The sequence below is a fragment of the Microbulbifer sp. S227A genome, assembly GCF_049800935.1.
Genome location: NZ_JBNAFZ010000004.1, coordinates 390,760 through 408,016, shown reverse-complemented (window position 1 = coordinate 408,016; position 17,257 = coordinate 390,760). Strand labels below are relative to the sequence as shown.

Annotated in this window: 13 protein-coding genes; 9 read left to right on the top strand and 4 right to left on the bottom strand. The window is 63.4% G+C overall.

What is annotated here, in order from left to right; genetic code table 11:
- Window positions 1-48 precede the first annotated feature (48 nt).
- The 5 genes from dusB to ACP15R_RS12410 all read left to right on the top strand — a co-directional run bounded on the left by dusB (window position 49) and on the right by ACP15R_RS12410 (window position 7,295).
- Complete coding sequence (dusB, locus tag ACP15R_RS12430) at window positions 49-1,035, top strand: tRNA dihydrouridine synthase DusB (protein WP_424986733.1); 987 nt, start codon at window positions 49-51, stop codon at window positions 1,033-1,035.
- Window positions 1,032-2,114, top strand: coding sequence for a two-component system sensor histidine kinase NtrB (locus ACP15R_RS12425; protein WP_424986732.1), 1,083 nt, complete (start codon window positions 1,032-1,034; stop codon window positions 2,112-2,114). The genes dusB and ACP15R_RS12425 overlap by 4 nt, the downstream gene beginning before the upstream one ends.
- On the top strand, window positions 2,114-3,484 hold the full coding sequence (locus ACP15R_RS12420) for a response regulator (RefSeq protein ID WP_424986731.1): 1,371 nt from the start codon (window positions 2,114-2,116) through the stop codon (window positions 3,482-3,484). Before ACP15R_RS12425 ends, ACP15R_RS12420 begins: the two co-directional genes overlap by 1 nt.
- Before the next feature lie 140 nt (window positions 3,485-3,624).
- Window positions 3,625-5,883, top strand: a complete 2,259-nt coding sequence (locus ACP15R_RS12415) for an ATP-binding protein (RefSeq protein ID WP_424986730.1) — start codon at window positions 3,625-3,627, stop codon at window positions 5,881-5,883.
- Window positions 5,880-7,295, top strand: a complete 1,416-nt coding sequence (locus ACP15R_RS12410; protein WP_424986729.1) for a sigma-54-dependent transcriptional regulator — start codon at window positions 5,880-5,882, stop codon at window positions 7,293-7,295. The genes ACP15R_RS12415 and ACP15R_RS12410 overlap by 4 nt, the downstream gene beginning before the upstream one ends.
- Window positions 7,296-7,307: 12 nt before the next feature.
- Here the strand turns inward: ACP15R_RS12410 and ACP15R_RS12405 are convergent, their stop codons facing one another.
- The 3 genes from ACP15R_RS12405 to ACP15R_RS12395 form a co-directional block, all read right to left on the bottom strand.
- Window positions 7,308-7,964, bottom strand: coding sequence for a hypothetical protein (locus ACP15R_RS12405; protein WP_424986728.1), 657 nt, complete (start codon window positions 7,962-7,964; stop codon window positions 7,308-7,310).
- A 2-nt stretch (window positions 7,965-7,966) separates the two neighbouring features.
- A complete protein-coding gene (locus tag ACP15R_RS12400; RefSeq protein WP_424986727.1) occupies window positions 7,967-9,367 on the bottom strand; it encodes a selenium-binding protein SBP56-related protein in 1,401 nt (466 codons plus the stop codon).
- Between the two features lie 136 nt (window positions 9,368-9,503).
- Window positions 9,504-9,989: a hypothetical protein gene (locus tag ACP15R_RS12395; protein WP_424986726.1), complete on the bottom strand. Its 486-nt coding sequence runs from the start codon at window positions 9,987-9,989 to the stop codon at window positions 9,504-9,506.
- Between the two features lie 106 nt (window positions 9,990-10,095).
- Between ACP15R_RS12395 and trkA the strand changes: the two genes are divergently transcribed.
- The 4 genes from trkA to hflX all read left to right on the top strand — a co-directional run bounded on the left by trkA (window position 10,096) and on the right by hflX (window position 14,653).
- Window positions 10,096-11,472, top strand: a complete 1,377-nt coding sequence (trkA, locus tag ACP15R_RS12390) for a Trk system potassium transporter TrkA (protein WP_424986725.1) — start codon at window positions 10,096-10,098, stop codon at window positions 11,470-11,472.
- Between the two features lie 2 nt (window positions 11,473-11,474).
- Complete coding sequence (locus ACP15R_RS12385; protein WP_424986724.1) at window positions 11,475-13,013, top strand: TrkH family potassium uptake protein; 1,539 nt, start codon at window positions 11,475-11,477, stop codon at window positions 13,011-13,013.
- 129 nt (window positions 13,014-13,142) lie between these two features.
- Window positions 13,143-13,382 (top strand): RNA chaperone Hfq, encoded by a 240-nt coding sequence (gene hfq / locus ACP15R_RS12380; protein WP_027260655.1) that lies wholly within the window; start codon window positions 13,143-13,145, stop codon window positions 13,380-13,382.
- A complete protein-coding gene (gene hflX, locus ACP15R_RS12375; RefSeq protein ID WP_424986723.1) occupies window positions 13,382-14,653 on the top strand; it encodes a GTPase HflX in 1,272 nt (423 codons plus the stop codon). Before hfq ends, hflX begins: the two co-directional genes overlap by 1 nt.
- 75 nt (window positions 14,654-14,728) lie before the next feature.
- On the opposite strand, the gene ACP15R_RS12370 is transcribed toward hflX, so the two are convergent.
- Window positions 14,729-17,197, bottom strand: coding sequence for a penicillin acylase family protein (locus ACP15R_RS12370; protein WP_424986722.1), 2,469 nt, complete (start codon window positions 17,195-17,197; stop codon window positions 14,729-14,731).
- Window positions 17,198-17,257: the final 60 nt, after the last annotated feature.

Here is a 17,257-nt window from a genome sequence, read left to right as displayed (position 1 = left end):
CACAGGTGCGTCCACTAAACCAAAGGCAACTGCACAAGGATTGGGCACTTGACGCCACAATTAGACATCTCCGTCCTGACGCCCCCGGTGGCCTTGGCCCCGATGGCCGGAATCACCGACCGTCCGTTTCGCGATCTGGTGCGGGGGTTCGGGGCCGGCTTGGTGGTCAGCGAAATGGTCGCCAGCCAGGAAATGGTACAGTCCAAACCCGGTGTGCGCGAGCGGGCGGAGCTGAGCGCGGATGTGGCCAACACGGCGGTCCAGCTTGCCGGGCGCGAGGCGCATTGGATGGCCGAGGCGGCCCGGCAGGTTGCCGATCGCGGGGCGGCGATCATCGACATCAACATGGGCTGTCCGGCCAAGAAGGTGACCAATGGCTATTCCGGTTCGGCCCTGCTCAAGACCCCGGATCACGCGCTGCGCCTGATCGAAGCGGTGGTTGCGGCGGTGGATGTGCCGGTGACGCTGAAAACCCGGCTGGGCTGGGACGACACCTGCCTGAACGCGCCGGATGTGGCCCGCCGGGCCGAGGAAGCCGGGGTGCGGATGATCACCATTCACGGGCGCACCCGGTGCCAGTTCTACAAGGGCAGCGCCGATTGGGCGGCGATTGCGCGGGTCAAGGAACAGGTGAACGTGCCGGTCATCGCCAATGGCGACATCATCGACACCGCCACGGCCCGGCGCGCGCTGGCGCAATCGGGTGGCGACGGGGTGATGATCGGGCGGGGAGCACAGGGCCGGCCGTGGTTGTTGGCGCAGGTTGCCCATGACCTGTGGGATGCGCCGCAACCCGAGGTGCCGCGCGGCGATGCGCTGGTGGCGCTGGTCTGCGGCCATTACCAGGCGATGCTGTCCTTTTACGGTGCCGACCTCGGGGGGCGGGTCGCCCGCAAACACCTTGGCTGGTACATGGACCGGGCGCGCACCGATGGCGGCCTGCGTCGCCGTGTACTGACTTCGAAAGACCCGCAAGAGGTTCTGCGCCTGTTGCCGGACGCGCTTGCACAACAGCCCGAGGATGCCGCCGCATGATCTCTGATTCCGATATCTGGGCCTCTTTGCCGGTGCCGGCCTTTCTGATCGATGCCGGGGACAGGATTGTCGATGTCAATTCGGCGGGCGAGGGGTTTCTGAACCTGTCGGCCAAGTCGGTTCTGGGCAGCCCGGTCTGGGATCAGATCGCCATAGATGCGCCGATCGAGGATGCCTTTGCCCGCGCGCGCAAGAATGGCACACCGCTGTTTGTCAACGATATCGATGTCGGTTCGGGCAGCCGGGCGCCGCTGCAATGTGCGCTGCAAATCGCACCGCTGATCGCGGATCCAACAAAGATGATCATGATGATCTCGCCGCGCGAACTCGCCGGGCGCATGACCCAGAGCCATTCGGTGAAATCCGCCGCCCAGTCGGCGATCGGAATGGCCGAGATGCTGGCCCACGAGATCAAGAACCCGCTCGCTGGAATCACCGGTGCGGCGCAGCTGCTGAGCATGAGCCTGCCGGCGGAAGACCTTGAGCTCACGGACCTTATCGTGGCCGAGGGGCGGCGGATCGTGAAGCTGCTTGAACAGGTGGAACAGTTCGGCAACCTGTCGCCGCCCGAGTTTCGCGCGGTGAATATTCACGACGTGCTCGACCGGGCACGCCGCTCTGCCTTGCTCGGGTTCGGGGCGCATATGCGGATCATCGAGGATTACGATCCGTCGCTGCCGCTGGCTTATGGCGATCCGGACCAGCTTTTGCAGGTCATTCTCAATCTCCTCAAGAACGCCTCCGAGGCGGCGGATCCCTCTGGCGGAACCATTCGGATCCACAGCTATTTCGAACATTCCTTCCGCTTGCGCCGCGCCGATGGCAGCGGCCAGTCGCTGCCGCTGCAGGTCGAGATCATCGATGACGGTCCGGGGCTTCCCGAAGACATCCGCGCCGATGTGTTCGACCCCTTTGTGTCGGGGCGCGAGAACGGCACCGGGCTTGGGCTGGCGCTGGTGAGCAAGATCATTTCCGATCACGGTGGCTGGATCTCGGTCACTTCGGTCCCCGGGCGCACGGTGTTCCGCCTGTCGCTGCCGCGGGTGCCCCGCAATCTTGATAACGAGGAGACTTCCTGATGGACGGCACGGTACTTGTCGCCGATGACGACCGCACGATCCGTACGGTCCTGACCCAGGCCCTGACCCGGGCCGGGTGCAAGGTCCACGCGACCAGCTCGCTGACCACGCTGATGCGGTGGGTGAGCGAGGGCAAGGGCGACGTCGTGATCAGCGACGTGATGATGCCCGACGGGAACGGGCTCGAGATGCTGCCCAAGATCGCCGAGGACCGTCCGGGCCTGCCGGTGATCGTGATCTCGGCGCAGAACACCATCATGACGGCGATCCAGGCGGCCGAGGCCGAGGCCTATGATTACCTGCCCAAGCCCTTTGATCTTCCCGACCTGATGAAGCGCACGTCGCGGGCGCTGGAACTCAAGCGGCGGGCGCCCAGCGGGGCCGCCGAACCGGCAAGTGACGAACGCCCCGAAGAGCTGCCACTGGTCGGGCGCACGCCGATCATGCAGGCGCTGTACCGGCTGGTTGCCAAGGTGATGAACACCGATCTGCCGGTCCTGATCTCGGGCGAGAGCGGCACCGGAAAATCCCTGATCGCGCGGGCGATCCACGATTTTTCCGACCGGCGCACCCTGCCGTTCATCTCGGTGACAAGCGCCGACCTGCAAGAGCTCGAAGGCCCGGCGCGTGTTTTGGCGCGGGTCAAGGGCGGCACCGTTCTGATCGACGAGATCGCCGATGTCGACGACGAGATCCAGGCCCGTATCGTGCGGATGATCGACGCCCCGGGAGATCATGTGCCGCGCTTCATGGCAACCGGGCAGGGGGATCTGGCCGATGCGATGGAAAAGGGCAAGCTGCGCAAGGATTTGTATTACCGCCTGAGCGGCGCGACGCTGAACGTGCCGGCGCTGCGCGAACGCGTGGATGACATTGCGCTGCTGGCCGAACATTTCCTGAACCGGGCCGAACGCGAAGGCTCGGCCAAACGCTGGCTCAGCGATGGCGCGCTCGAGCTGTTTCGCGCCTATAGCTGGCCCGGCAATGTGCGGCAGCTGGAGAATGCGATTCGCCGCCTGGCCCTGACCAGCCGCGCCGACGAGATTTCGCGCGCCGAGGTCGAAGTGGTGCTGGGCAACCAGCCCGAGATGGAACCGGTCCTGGGGCAGGGCAGTGCCGAGAAGCTTTCGGCTTCGGTCGAACGCCACCTGCGCCGCTACTTCGACCTGCACGGCAACATGCTGCCGCCGCCGGGGCTCTATGCGCGAATCCTCAAGGAAATGGAGATCCCGCTGATCGAGATCGCGCTGGAGGCTACCGGCGGAAACCAGGCGAAATGCGCGGATCTGCTTGGGATCAATCGCAATACTTTGCGCAAGAAGATCACGGATCTCGATATAGAGGTGACACGGCGCCGCAAATTGATGTAAAACCGCCACATAAGCGTGGCAGACCGGTGTCATTTGTTTAGTGCACCGGGACAAGACCACGAAATATGGCGGTACGCCGCGCGAGCGGCACATCAATATGAGGACGACACGTGACAGCCCGGTCACAGAACAGGCCGTTCATGACTTTCAACCGGTGGCGCAAGACCAGGCGCGCCAAGAACGCGGGCACGTTGGGGCTGGTGTTGTTGGGGCCTGCGCTGGCGCTGGCGACCTTCATGGTGCTCGGCCCCTTCGATCAGCACGCCTCGTCGCCCGCGTTGCGGTTTATTCTGCTGGCGGACCTGGTCTATATCCTCGTGGTTGCGACGCTGGTTCTGGGACAGGTTGCCCGGCTGATTGCGGCGCGCCGGGCGCGGTCGGCGGGGTCGCGGCTGCATTTGCGTCTGACCGCGGTTTTTGCGCTGCTGGCGCTGATTCCGACAGTCATCGTTGCGGTGTTTGCCGGGCTGACCGTCAATATCGGGCTTGAGGGCTGGTTTTCCGAACGGGTCCGGCAGGTGGTCGGCTCGTCCCTCTCGGCCGCCGAGGCCTATGAAGAGGAACACCGTGCCAACCTGGCGCAGGATGCGCGCGCCTTGGCCCGCTATCTGGCGACGACACGGCAGGTCAATGTCTTTGTCAACGACGCCGAACTGCGCCAGTTTCTCGGACAGGGGCAGGCCCAGATCCAGCGCGGTCTGCGAGAGGCTTATGTCATTGACGGAACAGGAGAAATCCGGGCGCGGGGCGAAGGCTCGTATCTTTTTGATTTTGAGCGCCCGACGCCCGCGCAACTGGATCTGGCGATCGGGGACGGCCTGCTGATCATTCAGGACTGGGACAATAACGAATTCCGCGCGCTGCTGCCGCTGGAGACTTTTGTCGACCGCTATCTCTATGTGAGCCGCGAAGTGGATGGCGACATCCTGAACCTGCTGGACGAGACCAAGGAAACGGTGGTGCTCTATCAGCAGCTCGAGAATGAACGCGGGCGGGTGCTGTTCGAATTCGGGCTGCTGTATCTCGGATTTGCCCTGATCCTCGTGTTGGCGGCGATCTGGTCGGGCCTGTGGTTCGCCGAGCGGCTGAGCCGGCCGGTGGGGCGTTTGACCACGGCGGCGCAAAAGGTCGGGGCGGGCGATCTGGATGTGCAGGTGGACGAGGAAAAGGGCGATGACGAGATCGCCTTGCTTGGCCGTTATTTCAACCAGATGACCTATCAGCTCAAGGGCCAGCGCGCGCGGCTGTTGGAGAACACCCACCAGATCGAGCGGCGGCGGCGGCTGTTTGACTCGGTGCTGACCTCGGTAACGTCCGGGGTGGTCGGGCTCGATCCCAATGGCAAGGTCACTTTTGTCAACCGCTCCGCCGAACGTTTGCTGGACTGGACCGGCCACGAGCAAGAGCTCGCCCTGACCGTGGCCGTGCCGGAATTCGGGGCCCTGTTCGAGAATCTCAAGACCGGCACTGGCGAAGTCGCCCAGAGCGAGATCAAGGTCTCGCGGCAGGGGCGCATGGAAAACCTGCTGGTGCGCATGTCGACCCGGCGCGAGACCGATGGCAGCCTTGAAGGCTATGTGGTTGCCTTTGACGATGTGACCGACCTGGTCAGCGCACAGCGCATGGCGGCCTGGGGCGATGTGGCGCGGCGCATTGCCCACGAGATCAAGAACCCGCTGACCCCGATCCAGCTGAGCGCGGAACGGATCAAGCGCAAGTTCGGACCCGTCGCGGGCGAGGATCGTGACAAGCTGGAATCCATGACCGATGTGATCGTGCGCCAGACCAACGATTTGCGCCGCATCGTCGATGAGTTCAGCAAGTTCGCACGGATGCCCGAGCCTGACCGCCGCAACGAAGACCTGGTGGCGCTGGTGCGGGATGCGGTGCTGCTGCAACAGACGGGCCAGCCCGATGTCAGGATCAGTGCCGCGCTTCCCGAGGTCGAGGTTTCCGCCGAACTGGACGCGACGATGATGTCACAGGCGCTGACGAACCTGATCAAGAATGCCGGGGAAGCGATTGATACCCTTAAGGAAAAAGGCCCGCCGGATGACCTGGTTCCAGAGATCCGCGTGTCGCTGAATATCGCAGGGCCGGCCTGTACCATCACGGTTGCGGATAACGGGATCGGGCTGCCCGAGGACCGCGCAAGGCTGTTTGAACCCTATGTCACCACGCGGGACGAGGGCACCGGGCTGGGCCTGCCCATCGTCAAGAAGATCATCGAGGAACACGGGGGCACGTTGACCCTCGAAGATGCGCCGGTATTCGACGGACAATCCCATTTCGGGGCAATGGCCGTGATCAAGCTGGTGATCGCCAATACAACCGATACAACTGAACCGAACGCCACCACGGAAGGCGCGGCAGAGGCAGAAAGAGCAGGAGTGATATGAGTGACATTCTGATTGTCGACGACGAACGCGACATCCGGGAACTGGTGGGCGATATCCTTGAAGACGAAGGGTTTGCCACGCGACTGGCGGGAAATTCCGACGACTGCATGTCCGCCATCAACGCGGAACCGCCGGCGCTGCTGATCCTTGATATCTGGCTCAAGGACAGCCGGATGGACGGGATCGACATTCTCAAGGCGGTGAAACGCGACAACCCGGATGTGCCCGTGGTGATCATTTCGGGCCATGGCAATATCGAGATCGCCGTCGCCGCGATCAAGCAGGGGGCCTATGATTTCATCGAAAAGCCCTTCAATATCGATCAGCTGCTGGTGGTGATCCGGCGGGCGATGGAGACATCGCGGCTGCGGCGGGAAAACAGCGCGCTCAAACATCGCGATGGTGCGGTGGCGGAGATGATCGGGGCGAGCTCGGCCTTCCGCACCCTGATCAGCAATCTCGACAAGGTGACCAAGTCGAACGGGCGGGTGATGCTGACCGGGCCGGCGGGGTCGGGCAAGGAAATCGCCGCGCGTTACATTCACGCACATTCCAACCGATCCGGCGCGCCCTTTGTGACGGTGAACTGCGCCAGCATCGAGCCCGAGCGGATGGAAGAGGTGCTATTCGGTCGGGAAAGCCCCGAGCGCGGCGTCGAACCGGGGCTGCTTGAGCAGGCCCATGGTGGTGTCGTCTATTTCGACGAGGTCGCGGACATGCCCATCGGCACGCAGTCCAAGATCTTGCGGGTGCTGGTCGACCAGCAATTCCAACGGGTTGGCGGCAATGACAAGGTGCGCGTCGACCTGCGGGTGATCTCCAGCACCAACCGGAACCTGGAAGAGGAGATCCGCGCCGAACGCTTCCGCCAGGAATTGTACCACCGCCTGAACGTGGTGCCGATCGCGGTGCCGTCGCTGGAAGAACGGCGCGAGGATGTGCCGGTTCTGGCCGAACATTTCATCGAAAGCTGCCACAAGAGCCAGGGCCTGCCGTTGCGCGAAATCTCGGAAGAAGCCATCGCGCTGATGCAGACCATGGTCTGGCCGGGCAATGTGCGCCAACTCAAGAACCTGATCGAACGGGTGTTGATCCTGGGCGAGGGGACCGGACCGATCGAGGCGCGCGAATTGCCGGGCGACGAGGTAAAGCCCGCTGATGACGGGCGTGTGGTGCTGTCAGGGGCGCTGGCGACGCTGCCGCTGCGCGAGGCGCGCGAGGCGTTCGAACGGGAATACCTGCTGACGCAGATCAACCGCTTTGGCGGTAACATCAGCCGCACGGCATCGTTTGTCGGAATGGAGCGCAGCGCGCTGCACCGCAAGCTGAAATCGCTGGGCGTGGTCACGTCGAGCAAGTCCGGCGCGCGGGTGGCGCATGTGGAACAGGAGACCGCCGAAGCCGCCGAATGACCGGCGGCGCGGTCAATAGGCGGTCCAGATCGCCAGCGTGCCGACGACAATCAGGCTCAGCGCCCAGAGCATATCCATGTTGAACCAGGCGCGGGACAGGAATTTCAAGCCTAGCCAGGTATAGACCCCGAGCGCGATAGCTCCGCCGGACAGGGTCATGGCGGCGGTGTGAACCGCCGCGACGCCGAGCGAGATGTCGAGATTGCTGAGCATCAGTTCGGCGGCGGCACGATGGCCCGGTTCCGCCTCTTCGATGCCGCAAAGGCCCAGGTAAATGGGCAACAACATCAGCCCCGCGCCATGGGCCATCGCCGCCAGAAAGGACCACAGGGCAAGCCGCGTCGGCTTGACCCGCGCCAGCGCCCGTGGGTGGCGGCGGTTGATCATCAGGTAGACCCCGGCGGCAATCACCAGCAGCCCCGCGCCAAGGCGGATTTCGCGTTGCCAATCGACCAGCGCAAAGATCAGCGTGAATGGCAGCAGGATCGCCGACATCGCCAGGAAATGCCCGAGCGCGAGCAGCAGCAGCGCCTTGCCAAGCGCCGCCCGCCGCCCTTCCATGAGCGCCGCAGAGACCGAGAGGGGCCAGCCCATCCCCGGGTTCACACCGTGATAGATGCCCGATGCAATGACGGCCCACCACAGGGCCGCCGCCGATGTTTGATCCACGCCTAGCTGTTCGGATAGCAGAAGCTGTCGGTTGAGCAATCGCCGCCCTCAAGACGGATCTGGTGGCTGCGATAGCCATCCGGGAACTCGACCCAGAATGAACCGTCCAGCGTCAGGCCGCCATCCGCACCGGCATTTGCCATCACCATCGCCGCGCCACGGTCGCCGGGATAGAACTGGTCATCCCACGTGGAATAGAGCGAATTGGTCCAGTAGACCCGCTTGCCGTCACGGCTGATCTCGACCATCTGCGGGCCATAGCCGAATTCCTTGCCGTTCGGATGTTTGGTCTTCTTGACGATACCGCCGATCTCGACCTTGCCGGCGAGAACCGGGTTCATCGGGTCGGAAACGTCGTATTGATGCATCTCGCCAGTGCCCCAGCAGGAGACATAAAGAAACCTGTCATCCAGGCTGAGGTCGATATCGGTGACCAGCGGCGGCACCGCCCCGAACCCCTTGAGCAAGTCGGGCAGGTCATCGGCATCCGCGGGCTGCGGGTCGATGGTGACGGTTTTCCTGGCCTCGAACGTGCCATCGTCATTGCGCCACCAGGTAAAAATCGCGCCTTGCAGGTTGGTCGTGTCCACCACCACGCCACAGAACCCGTATTGCTTGGCCGGGTCATGGGCGGGGCGGATCTCCAGCGCCATCTGGTGATTTTCGCCCAGGTCAATGGTCTGGATGTTGCGGCGCCCGCGCAGATCCCAGAAATGGATGCTGTGACCGTATTTGTTGGCGAGCAGGTCCTCGGCGACGATGCCGTTTTCGAATTGCGGTGGCAGACCCCATTCCGAACTGACCATGTAGTCGCGCGGCAGGTTCCACCAGAAATCGTAATGCTTGTCCTGCACCCCGCGATCCATCTCGTAGCGGCCCAGGATATCGAAGGTTTCGCAATCCATGATGAAGATGCCAGGAGGTCCGTCGGTGCCGTCCTCGCCACCGCCGCCCAGGGTCGAGACATAGATGCCCTCGGGGCCGCAATGGATCGTGTGAGGGCGGGAATACCCGGTTTTTTCAAACAGTTCCTCGGGTTCGATAATCTTGTGAATCTTGGCCTTGAGCGGTTCCTTGACATCGATGATGTAGATCCGGCTTGAGCGGATCCCCGGAATGATGAGATAGCGCCGCTCAAGAAAGGCATGCCCGGTCAGCGGGCTGAGCGACGAGGAACAGGCATTCCAGCCGAAATGGTGAAACTCGTCGCCCGTGTTGGGCATGATCACCGAATGCACCACCTGCCCATAGCTCTGGGATTTCGGGTCGACATCGACCACCGCCAGCCCGTCGGGCTGTGATCCATCCGGGCTGAGCATGAGCGTGAAGGCGAGCTTTTCCACAGGGGCCGCCATCGCGAGTTTCGGGGTCGCGTGAAATGTCGGATCCGGTCTCAGGTTCATGATGTTTTCCTCCCAGAATGCAAATCTTGCTGAACATGGTTTCTGATCGACGCCAAAATGCGGAACGTCGTTACCGGTTAGTAACAATCTTTCGCGCCGCTGCGTCAATAGAGACTGAGGTGGCCCATGGCCGGGATTATTGCGATGCGGTGGCCGATTGCGGTGTCACGATCTGCCAGCTGCCGTCATCATAGCGGATCGCGCAGGAGTTCCGCGCCAGCGTGGGCAATGTCGAGGTGGCGACCCGTGGCGCGGCGCTTGCGACATTGGCCGCACAGCGCGGGATGCTGACCGGTTGATAGCCTTTCTCGGCCATGCAGATATCCATCACGCGGCGGCGCAGGTCCTGGTTGACATCGACCGAGTAAAGCCCGCCATCGACCCAGTACCCGGGATTATAGTAACACCCGTTGCCGGTGCAGTAGCGATTGCCGGGAAAATAGACGGGCGGGCGCTGGCGGATTTCATTGGCCACCGGCGCATCTCTGAGCGCATCGACCTCGCAGCGGGTCGCGTCGGTCTGCATGCGGCTGACCTCGGCCCCGGGCCGGTAATAGAGCGACAATGGCCCGCACGCGCCAACCATCATCCCCGCCACGATAATCCGCATCATCAGTTTCATGACGCCAGTGTGCAACAACGCGCGGCGGGTGACAATTGAATTGACCCTTCTGGGGGCTTCTGTCATGCAAATGAACGCAGAACACCGGACCAAGGGTCAAAAGCGCATGAAGGTCATCATTTGCGGTGCCGGCCAGGTTGGCTGGCAGATCGCACGTCACCTGTCAGGCGAATCCAACGATGTCACCGTTGTCGACAGCAACCCGGATCTCGTGCGGCGGGCCACCGATACGCTGGATGTACAGGGCATCGCCGGGTTTGCCAGCTATCCCGACATTCTCGACCGGGCGGGGGCGCGGGATGCCGACATGATCATCGCGGCGACCCATTCGGACGAGGTCAACATGGTGACCTGCCAGGTGGCGCATTCGGTGTTCTCGATCCAGCGCAAGATCGCGCGGCTGCGGTCGCAATCCTATCTGACGGCGATCTATTCCGATCTTTACCGGCGCGATCATCTGCCGATCGACGTGGTGATCAGCCCGGAGCGCGAAGTGGCGGCGGCGGCCATGCAACGGCTCGCGGCCCCGGCGGCCTTTGATACGGAAACCTTCATGGAGGGCAGGGCGCAGTTGCTCGGGATCGCGCTGGACGAGGAATGCCCGGTGCTCAACACCCCGCTGCGCCAGTTGACCGACCTGTTTTCCACGTTGCGGTCAATTGTCGTCGGCGTGCGTCGTGACGGCAGCCTGTTCGCGCCCGAGCCCAACGACCAGCTGTTTGTCGGCGATGAATGTTATGTCTTTGCCCATGTCGACGATGTCGGCCGCACGATGGAGATTTTCGGCAAGGAACAATACAAGCAGGAACGGCTGGTGATCGTGGGCGGCGGCAATGTCGGCCTGACCGTCGCCAAGACGCTGGAAACCCGCCAGAAACGCACCCGCGCCAAGGTTATCGAGAAAAGTCGCAAATGCGCCGAGCTGGCCGCCGATGCGCTGGAACGCACCATCGTGCTGCATGGTGACGGGCTTGACGCGACGCTGCTGCGCGAGGCCGGGATCGACCGGGCCGACGCGATGCTGGCGGTAACCGATGATGACAAGACCAACATGCTGGCGGCGGTGCGTGCCAAGGCCGAGGGTTGCCCCTATGCGATTGCGCTGATCAATGATCCGACGCTGGTGCCGATGATGGCGCCGCTTGGCATCGACGCCTATATCAACCCGCGCGCCACCACCGTGAGTTCGATCCTGCGCCATATCCGGCACGGGCGGGTGCGCGCGGTCTATTCCATCGGCGATGCCGAGGCCGAAGTGATCGAGGCCGAGGTGATGTCGACCTCGCCGCTGGCCGGGCAGCGCATTCGCGACATCGACTTTCCCGAAGGGGTGCTCGTGGGGGCGATCATGCGAGAGGGCGAGGTGATGCGCCCGACCGGCGGCCTGCGGATCGAGGAAAAGGACGTGATCGCGCTGTTTGCACTGGCCGATGACGTGCCCGAGGTCGAGCGGCTGATGCAGGTCTCGATCGACTATTTCTGATCATGAAGCGCGAGCAATCCCCAACCGGGCCGCTATGGCGCTTGCCGCTTTCGCTGTTGATGTGGGGCGTGTTCTCGGCGTCGATGTTCGTGCCCGCCGCCTATGCGGTGGTGCGCGACAATCACCCGGCGTCGCAATCGTTTTTCTATTCCGGGCTGCTGGGCCTGATCTGCGTGATCCTGATCGCGCTGGCGCTTGGCGACCGCAAACCGCGATACGGTGCCCTTGGTCAGCTCTTGTCGCTGCTCTTTGCCTTTGCCATCCTGCCGGTGTTCCTGGCGGTTCCGCTGCATGATGCATTGCAGACCACGTCCTTCCTGAATGCCTATTTCGACATGGTCAGCGCGATCACCACAACGGGTGCCGACCTGTTTGCCGATCCCGAACGGTTGTCGCCGCCGCTGCATCTGTGGCGCGCCCAGGTTGGCTGGCTGGGTGGCATGTTGATGTGGATCGCGGCCTCGGCCATCCTGGCACCGTTGTCGCTTGGCGGGTTCGAGGTCACGGCGCGCGGCGAACCGGGGCGGGCGGCCTCGGGGCCGAGCATGATCGCCCGCGCCGATCCGCGCAAGCTGCTGCTGCGCTCGGTCGCGACACTTGCGCCGATCTATACCGGGCTTACCCTGACGCTCTGGGTGCTGCTGCTGATGTCGGGCGAAAATTCGCTGACGGCGTTGTGTCACGCGATGTCGGTCATGGCCACCTCGGGGATTTCGCCGGTGGGCGGCATCGATGGCTCGACCTCGGGCATGGCGGGCGAGGCGCTGCTGTTTCTCTTCATGTTCTTCGCGCTGTCGCGGCTGACCTTTTCCAGCGATACCACCAACACAACCGGGTTCCGGCGGCTCGAGACCGACCCGGAATTCCGCATCGGCCTGCTGCTGGTCTTTGGCCTGCCGACCCTGTTGTTCCTGCGCCATTGGATCGCGGCGCTCGAGGTGACCGAGGGCGAGAATTTCATGCTTGGATTGCGGGCCTTCTGGGGGGCGATGTTCACGGTGATTTCCTTTCTGACCACCACCGGTTTCGAAAGTGCCGACTGGGAAGAGGCGCGGCGCTGGTCGGGGCTGGGCACGCCGGGGCTGATCCTGCTGGGGCTGTCGATGATCGGCGGCGGGGTCGCGACCACCGCTGGCGGGGTCAAGCTGCTGCGGGTCTATGCGCTCTATCTCAACGGGCTTCGCGAGATGGAAAAGCTGGTCCATCCATCGTCGATGGATACCGTTCACCGGACCACGCGAATCCAGAAAAACGGCGCGTTTATCGCCTGGGTGTTCTTCATGCTGTTTGCCATGTCGCTGGCGGTGATCAGCCTCGCGCTGGCGGCACTTGGGGTCAGTTTCGAACATGCCATCGTGCTGAGTATCGCGTCGCTGTCGACCACCGGGCCGCTGATCGAATTCGCCAGCGAAACCCCGATACGGCTGGTCGAACTTGGCGGCTTGGCCAAGGTGATCCTCTGCGCGGCGATGGTCCTGGGGCGGCTCGAAACCCTGGCGATCATCGCGCTTTTCACTCCCGGCATATGGCGCAATACCTGACTCTTTGCGCATTGCGCGTAACAGGCTGTTTTTTTGGGTGGAAGTTCCCCGCTTGCCGCGACATACTCGCACATTAGGGGCAATGCCGGTCCGCGGCATGTGGCAAGAACAACGGCGAGAATTTCAAATATGGCATCTGACAGACAGAATCTTCAGGACGCATTCCTGAATCATGTGCGCAAGACCAAAGTTCCGGTTACCATTTTCCTGATCAATGGCGTGAAATTGCAAGGTGTCATCACGTGGTTTGACAATTTCTGCGTGCTGCTGCGCCGGGACGGACAATCCCAGCTGGTGTATAAACACGCGATTTCGACCATCATGCCGGCCCAGCCGATCAGCCTTTACGAGGGCGAAGACGCCACTTGATGGACCATGATCGTGTAAGCACCCGCGCCTGGGTGCTGCATCCGGACATTCGCACCGATTCCGACCGTCGCGCCGCTGGCCCGGCCCTGGAAGAAGCCGTGGCCCTTGCCGCGGCGCTTCCGGACCTGGAGGTTGTCGGCGGCACCGTCGTGCCCTTGCCCAAGGCACATGCGGGGATGTTGTTTGGCAAGGGCAAGATCGAAGAACTGAAAGCTCAGTTTGCCGCCGCCGATGTCGAACTGGTCCTGATCGATGGGCCGGTCTCGCCGGTGCAGCAACGCAATCTTGAAAAGGCCTGGGGTGTCAAGCTGCTTGATCGCACCGGCCTGATCCTTGAAATCTTCAGCGACCGCGCCCGCACCCGCGAAGGTGTGCTCCAGGTCGAGATGGCGGCGCTGTCCTATCAGCGCACCCGGCTGGTCCGGGCCTGGACCCACCTTGAACGTCAGCGCGGCGGGCTGGGGTTTGTCGGTGGCCCCGGTGAAACCCAGATCGAGGCCGACCGGCGGGCGATCGACGAACAGCTGGTGCGGCTGCGCCGGCAATTGGACAAGGTGGTCAAGACCCGCGAGCTGCATCGCAAGGCCCGCGCCAAGGTGCCGTTCCCGATCGTGGCGCTGGTGGGGTATACCAACGCGGGCAAATCGACGCTGTTCAACCGGCTGACCGGGGCCGAGGTGATGGCCAAGGACATGCTCTTTGCCACGCTGGACCCGACCATGCGCCGGGTGGTGTTGCCCGAGGGGCCCGAGATCATCCTGTCGGACACGGTGGGTTTCATCAGCGATTTGCCCACCGAACTGGTCGCGTCGTTCCGTGCCACGCTGGAAGAGGTTCTGGCCGCCGACCTGATCGTTCATGTGCGCGATATCAGCCACGCGGAAACCGACGAACAGGCCCGCGACGTCGAAGCCATCCTGAATTCGCTGGGGGTGGATGAAGAGCGCAGGATGCTTGAGGTCTGGAACAAGCTCGACCTGCTCGACCCCGAAGCGCAAGAGGCATTGCGCGCCCGTGCGGCGCGGGATGATGCGCTGTTCTGTCTCTCGGCGCTGACCGGCGAGGGCATCGATCCGCTGCTGGCCGCGATTGCCGAGGCCCTGCAGGGCACACGGTTTGCCGAAGACCTGAATCTGGCGTTTTCCCAGGGGCGGCAACGGGCATGGCTGTTTGCGCAGGACGTGGTTCAGTCCGAAACCCAGACCGACGATGGTTTCGAGATCTCGGTGATCTGGACCGCGCGCCAGCAGGCTCAGTTCAAGGCCCTCTAGGTACCAGAGCATTCCCTGCGTTTGTCCGGGGAATCCGGCGGGAATGCTCTGGCGGCTTGCGCGGCCGCGCGGGGATCACTCCTCGCGGGGGACAAGCATCGTGGTGCCGACCGCGGCGGCCCGTGCAAGCTCCTGGTCCAGCGACATGGGAATGTATTCGCCACGCCGCCAGAGCTGTGCCAGATCGTCATAATGGCGCGACAGGAAATGGCCCGATTGCCCGGTCGAGGTGATGAAAACCGAGCTGTCGGGATCGGCAAAGTCGTAGACCCCGCGATAGCCCGCACCATGCACGTTCTCGAACGGGGCCGGATCTTCGCCCGATGTCAGCCCGCGCAGCAGGGTATTGTCGCCGCCGCTGGTGGATTGGCGGATATTGACGAAATAGCGCAGGATCGGAACATCACCCAGAACCGGGTGATCATGGGTTGCCTGATGCGCATCGCCCCATCGCAGGCTTTCCAGCGCGGTGCCATAGGTTTCTGCGATCCAGTACAGCGCATCGTCCAGCGCAAGCCGCGCCATGTCGGTACAGGTTTCGACCGGCGCGCTCTGGCGCACGTCACACCAGGCGGCGGCACCGTCGATATCGCGATAGACCCGTTCGATGAACACCGGGTCGGCATGTTTGAACTCCTCCCCCAGGGGGCCAAGCTCATCGCGGATCAGCCGCTGGTTCAGCGCCCGCAGCCAGGCCGCATAGATCAGCGGCTCGGGCAGGTGCTCGTTCATTTCGCCATTCCAGTCGGCCAGCAACGAAAGGGCAATCTGGCGCTGACGTTCCTGTGTGCCCTCGGGCGCGGATTCGCCGGTGAACCACAGATCGGCACCGATCAGCGGCAGCAAGGAGCGCGCGGTAAAGCTCACGGGATCAAGCTGTGCCTCGATAAAGCTGTCGCGGGTGTGCACCTCGCGCGATTGCATCAGCCGCTGCCAGCGATTGACCCGTTGCGTGTCACCCCAGACGAACGAGACATGATCGGGAAACGGGCGGTCGACGATCTTGTTGTTGGTGTTGCCAAGGATGCCGCCGCGCGGGGATACGAATTCCGGGTTGCTGTCATAGGGCATGCGCCCCTGCCAGCGGTTCTCTTGCCGCCAGCCCTGTGACGGCATGCGGCCCTGGCTGTTGTGGCGCGCATCCCGGCGCGGAACCGCCCCGATCAGTTTCAGCGCAATGGTGTCCTTGTCGATCAGCGACAGGTTCTGGGCCGGGGCGACATAGGATTCGTTCAGCCGGATCGCCTCCTGCACCGATTTCGCCTCCATCATCGCCATCGCGGCAGAGAGCGAGGTGTCTTGCGGGCTGAGCGCGGTCCAGCCAAGGGCAACCACGTGGCCGGGCGGTGTGATCGCGTCGAGGTCGAACTGCCCGCGCGGCAGGACCGGCCCGTTTTCGGTCCAGCGCAGGGTCAGGGTGATGGGGGCGGCGTCCTTGATCTCGATGATCGACGGGCGGCTATCGAATGCCCTGAACCCGTCCGGGGTCTCGTATTCTTCGGGATTGTCGGGGTTCAGGCGCTCCATGAACAGGTCCTGATCGTCCACATAGGCCGAGGTCAGCCCCCAGCCCAGCGTGTCGCTGCGCCCGGTCATCACCACGGGAATGCCGGGAATGGTGCCGCCGATCACGCCGCCGCTGGCAAGTTCGAGCCGCGCCAGATACCAGATCGACGGGGCGGAAAAGCCCAGATGCGGATCATTGGCGAGCAATGTCCCCCCCGCAGCCGAGCGGAACGGCGCCGCCGTCCAGGCATTCGAGGCCCCCGCCATGCCGCGTTTGGCCATAGGCGTCAGCGCGGATCGCCCGGAGGACTTGGAATTGGCATAGCGGGGCAGGCCGGGGAACAGTTCGGAATATTCGGGCAACGAGGCAATCCCCGTGCCGGGGGCGTCGGGCAGCACATCGGCCACCCGTGCCGGATCGTCCAGCATAAGCGACACCCGCGCCCGCAAAACCTCGTCCACCACATGGCCGGACAGTTGCAGCGCCATCAGCTTGACCAGCGCCAGCGAATCCGCCGGGGTCCAGGGGGCGACGGGCGCGTTGAACAGGAACATCTCGGGCGCGCCCCGGCCAAGGGCGTCTTCGTTGATTTCCGCGAGACGCGCATTGACCCCCGCCGAATAGGCGGTCAGCGCCTGCAACGTCTGGTCATCCTGCGCCCCCACCGACTGTGCCGCCAGCCGATAGATGTCGAGCCGCCGCATCAGGCGATCATCCGCCACGGTTTCCTGCCCGAATACCTCGGACAACCGCCCCTGCGCGGCGCGGCGCATCGTGGTCATCTGCCACAGCCGGTCCTGCGCATGGGCATAGCCAAGCCCAAAGAACACATCCGCGTCGGTCGCGGCAAAGATATGCGGCACGTCGGCATTGTTGCGCACGATCTCGACGGGCGCGGTCGGCCCTGTGACCTGCACGGTGCGGTCATAATCGGGCAGCGATTGGCTGGCGAGGTAATAGACCAGCATAACCAGGATCACGACCAGCCCGACCAGCCCGGCGGCGATGCGCAACAACCAGCGAAAAACGATGCTCATATTGTCCTCACGAAAATCGTCGGCCCCTGGCCGGCAATTGGCGATTTTGTCTGGCAGAGA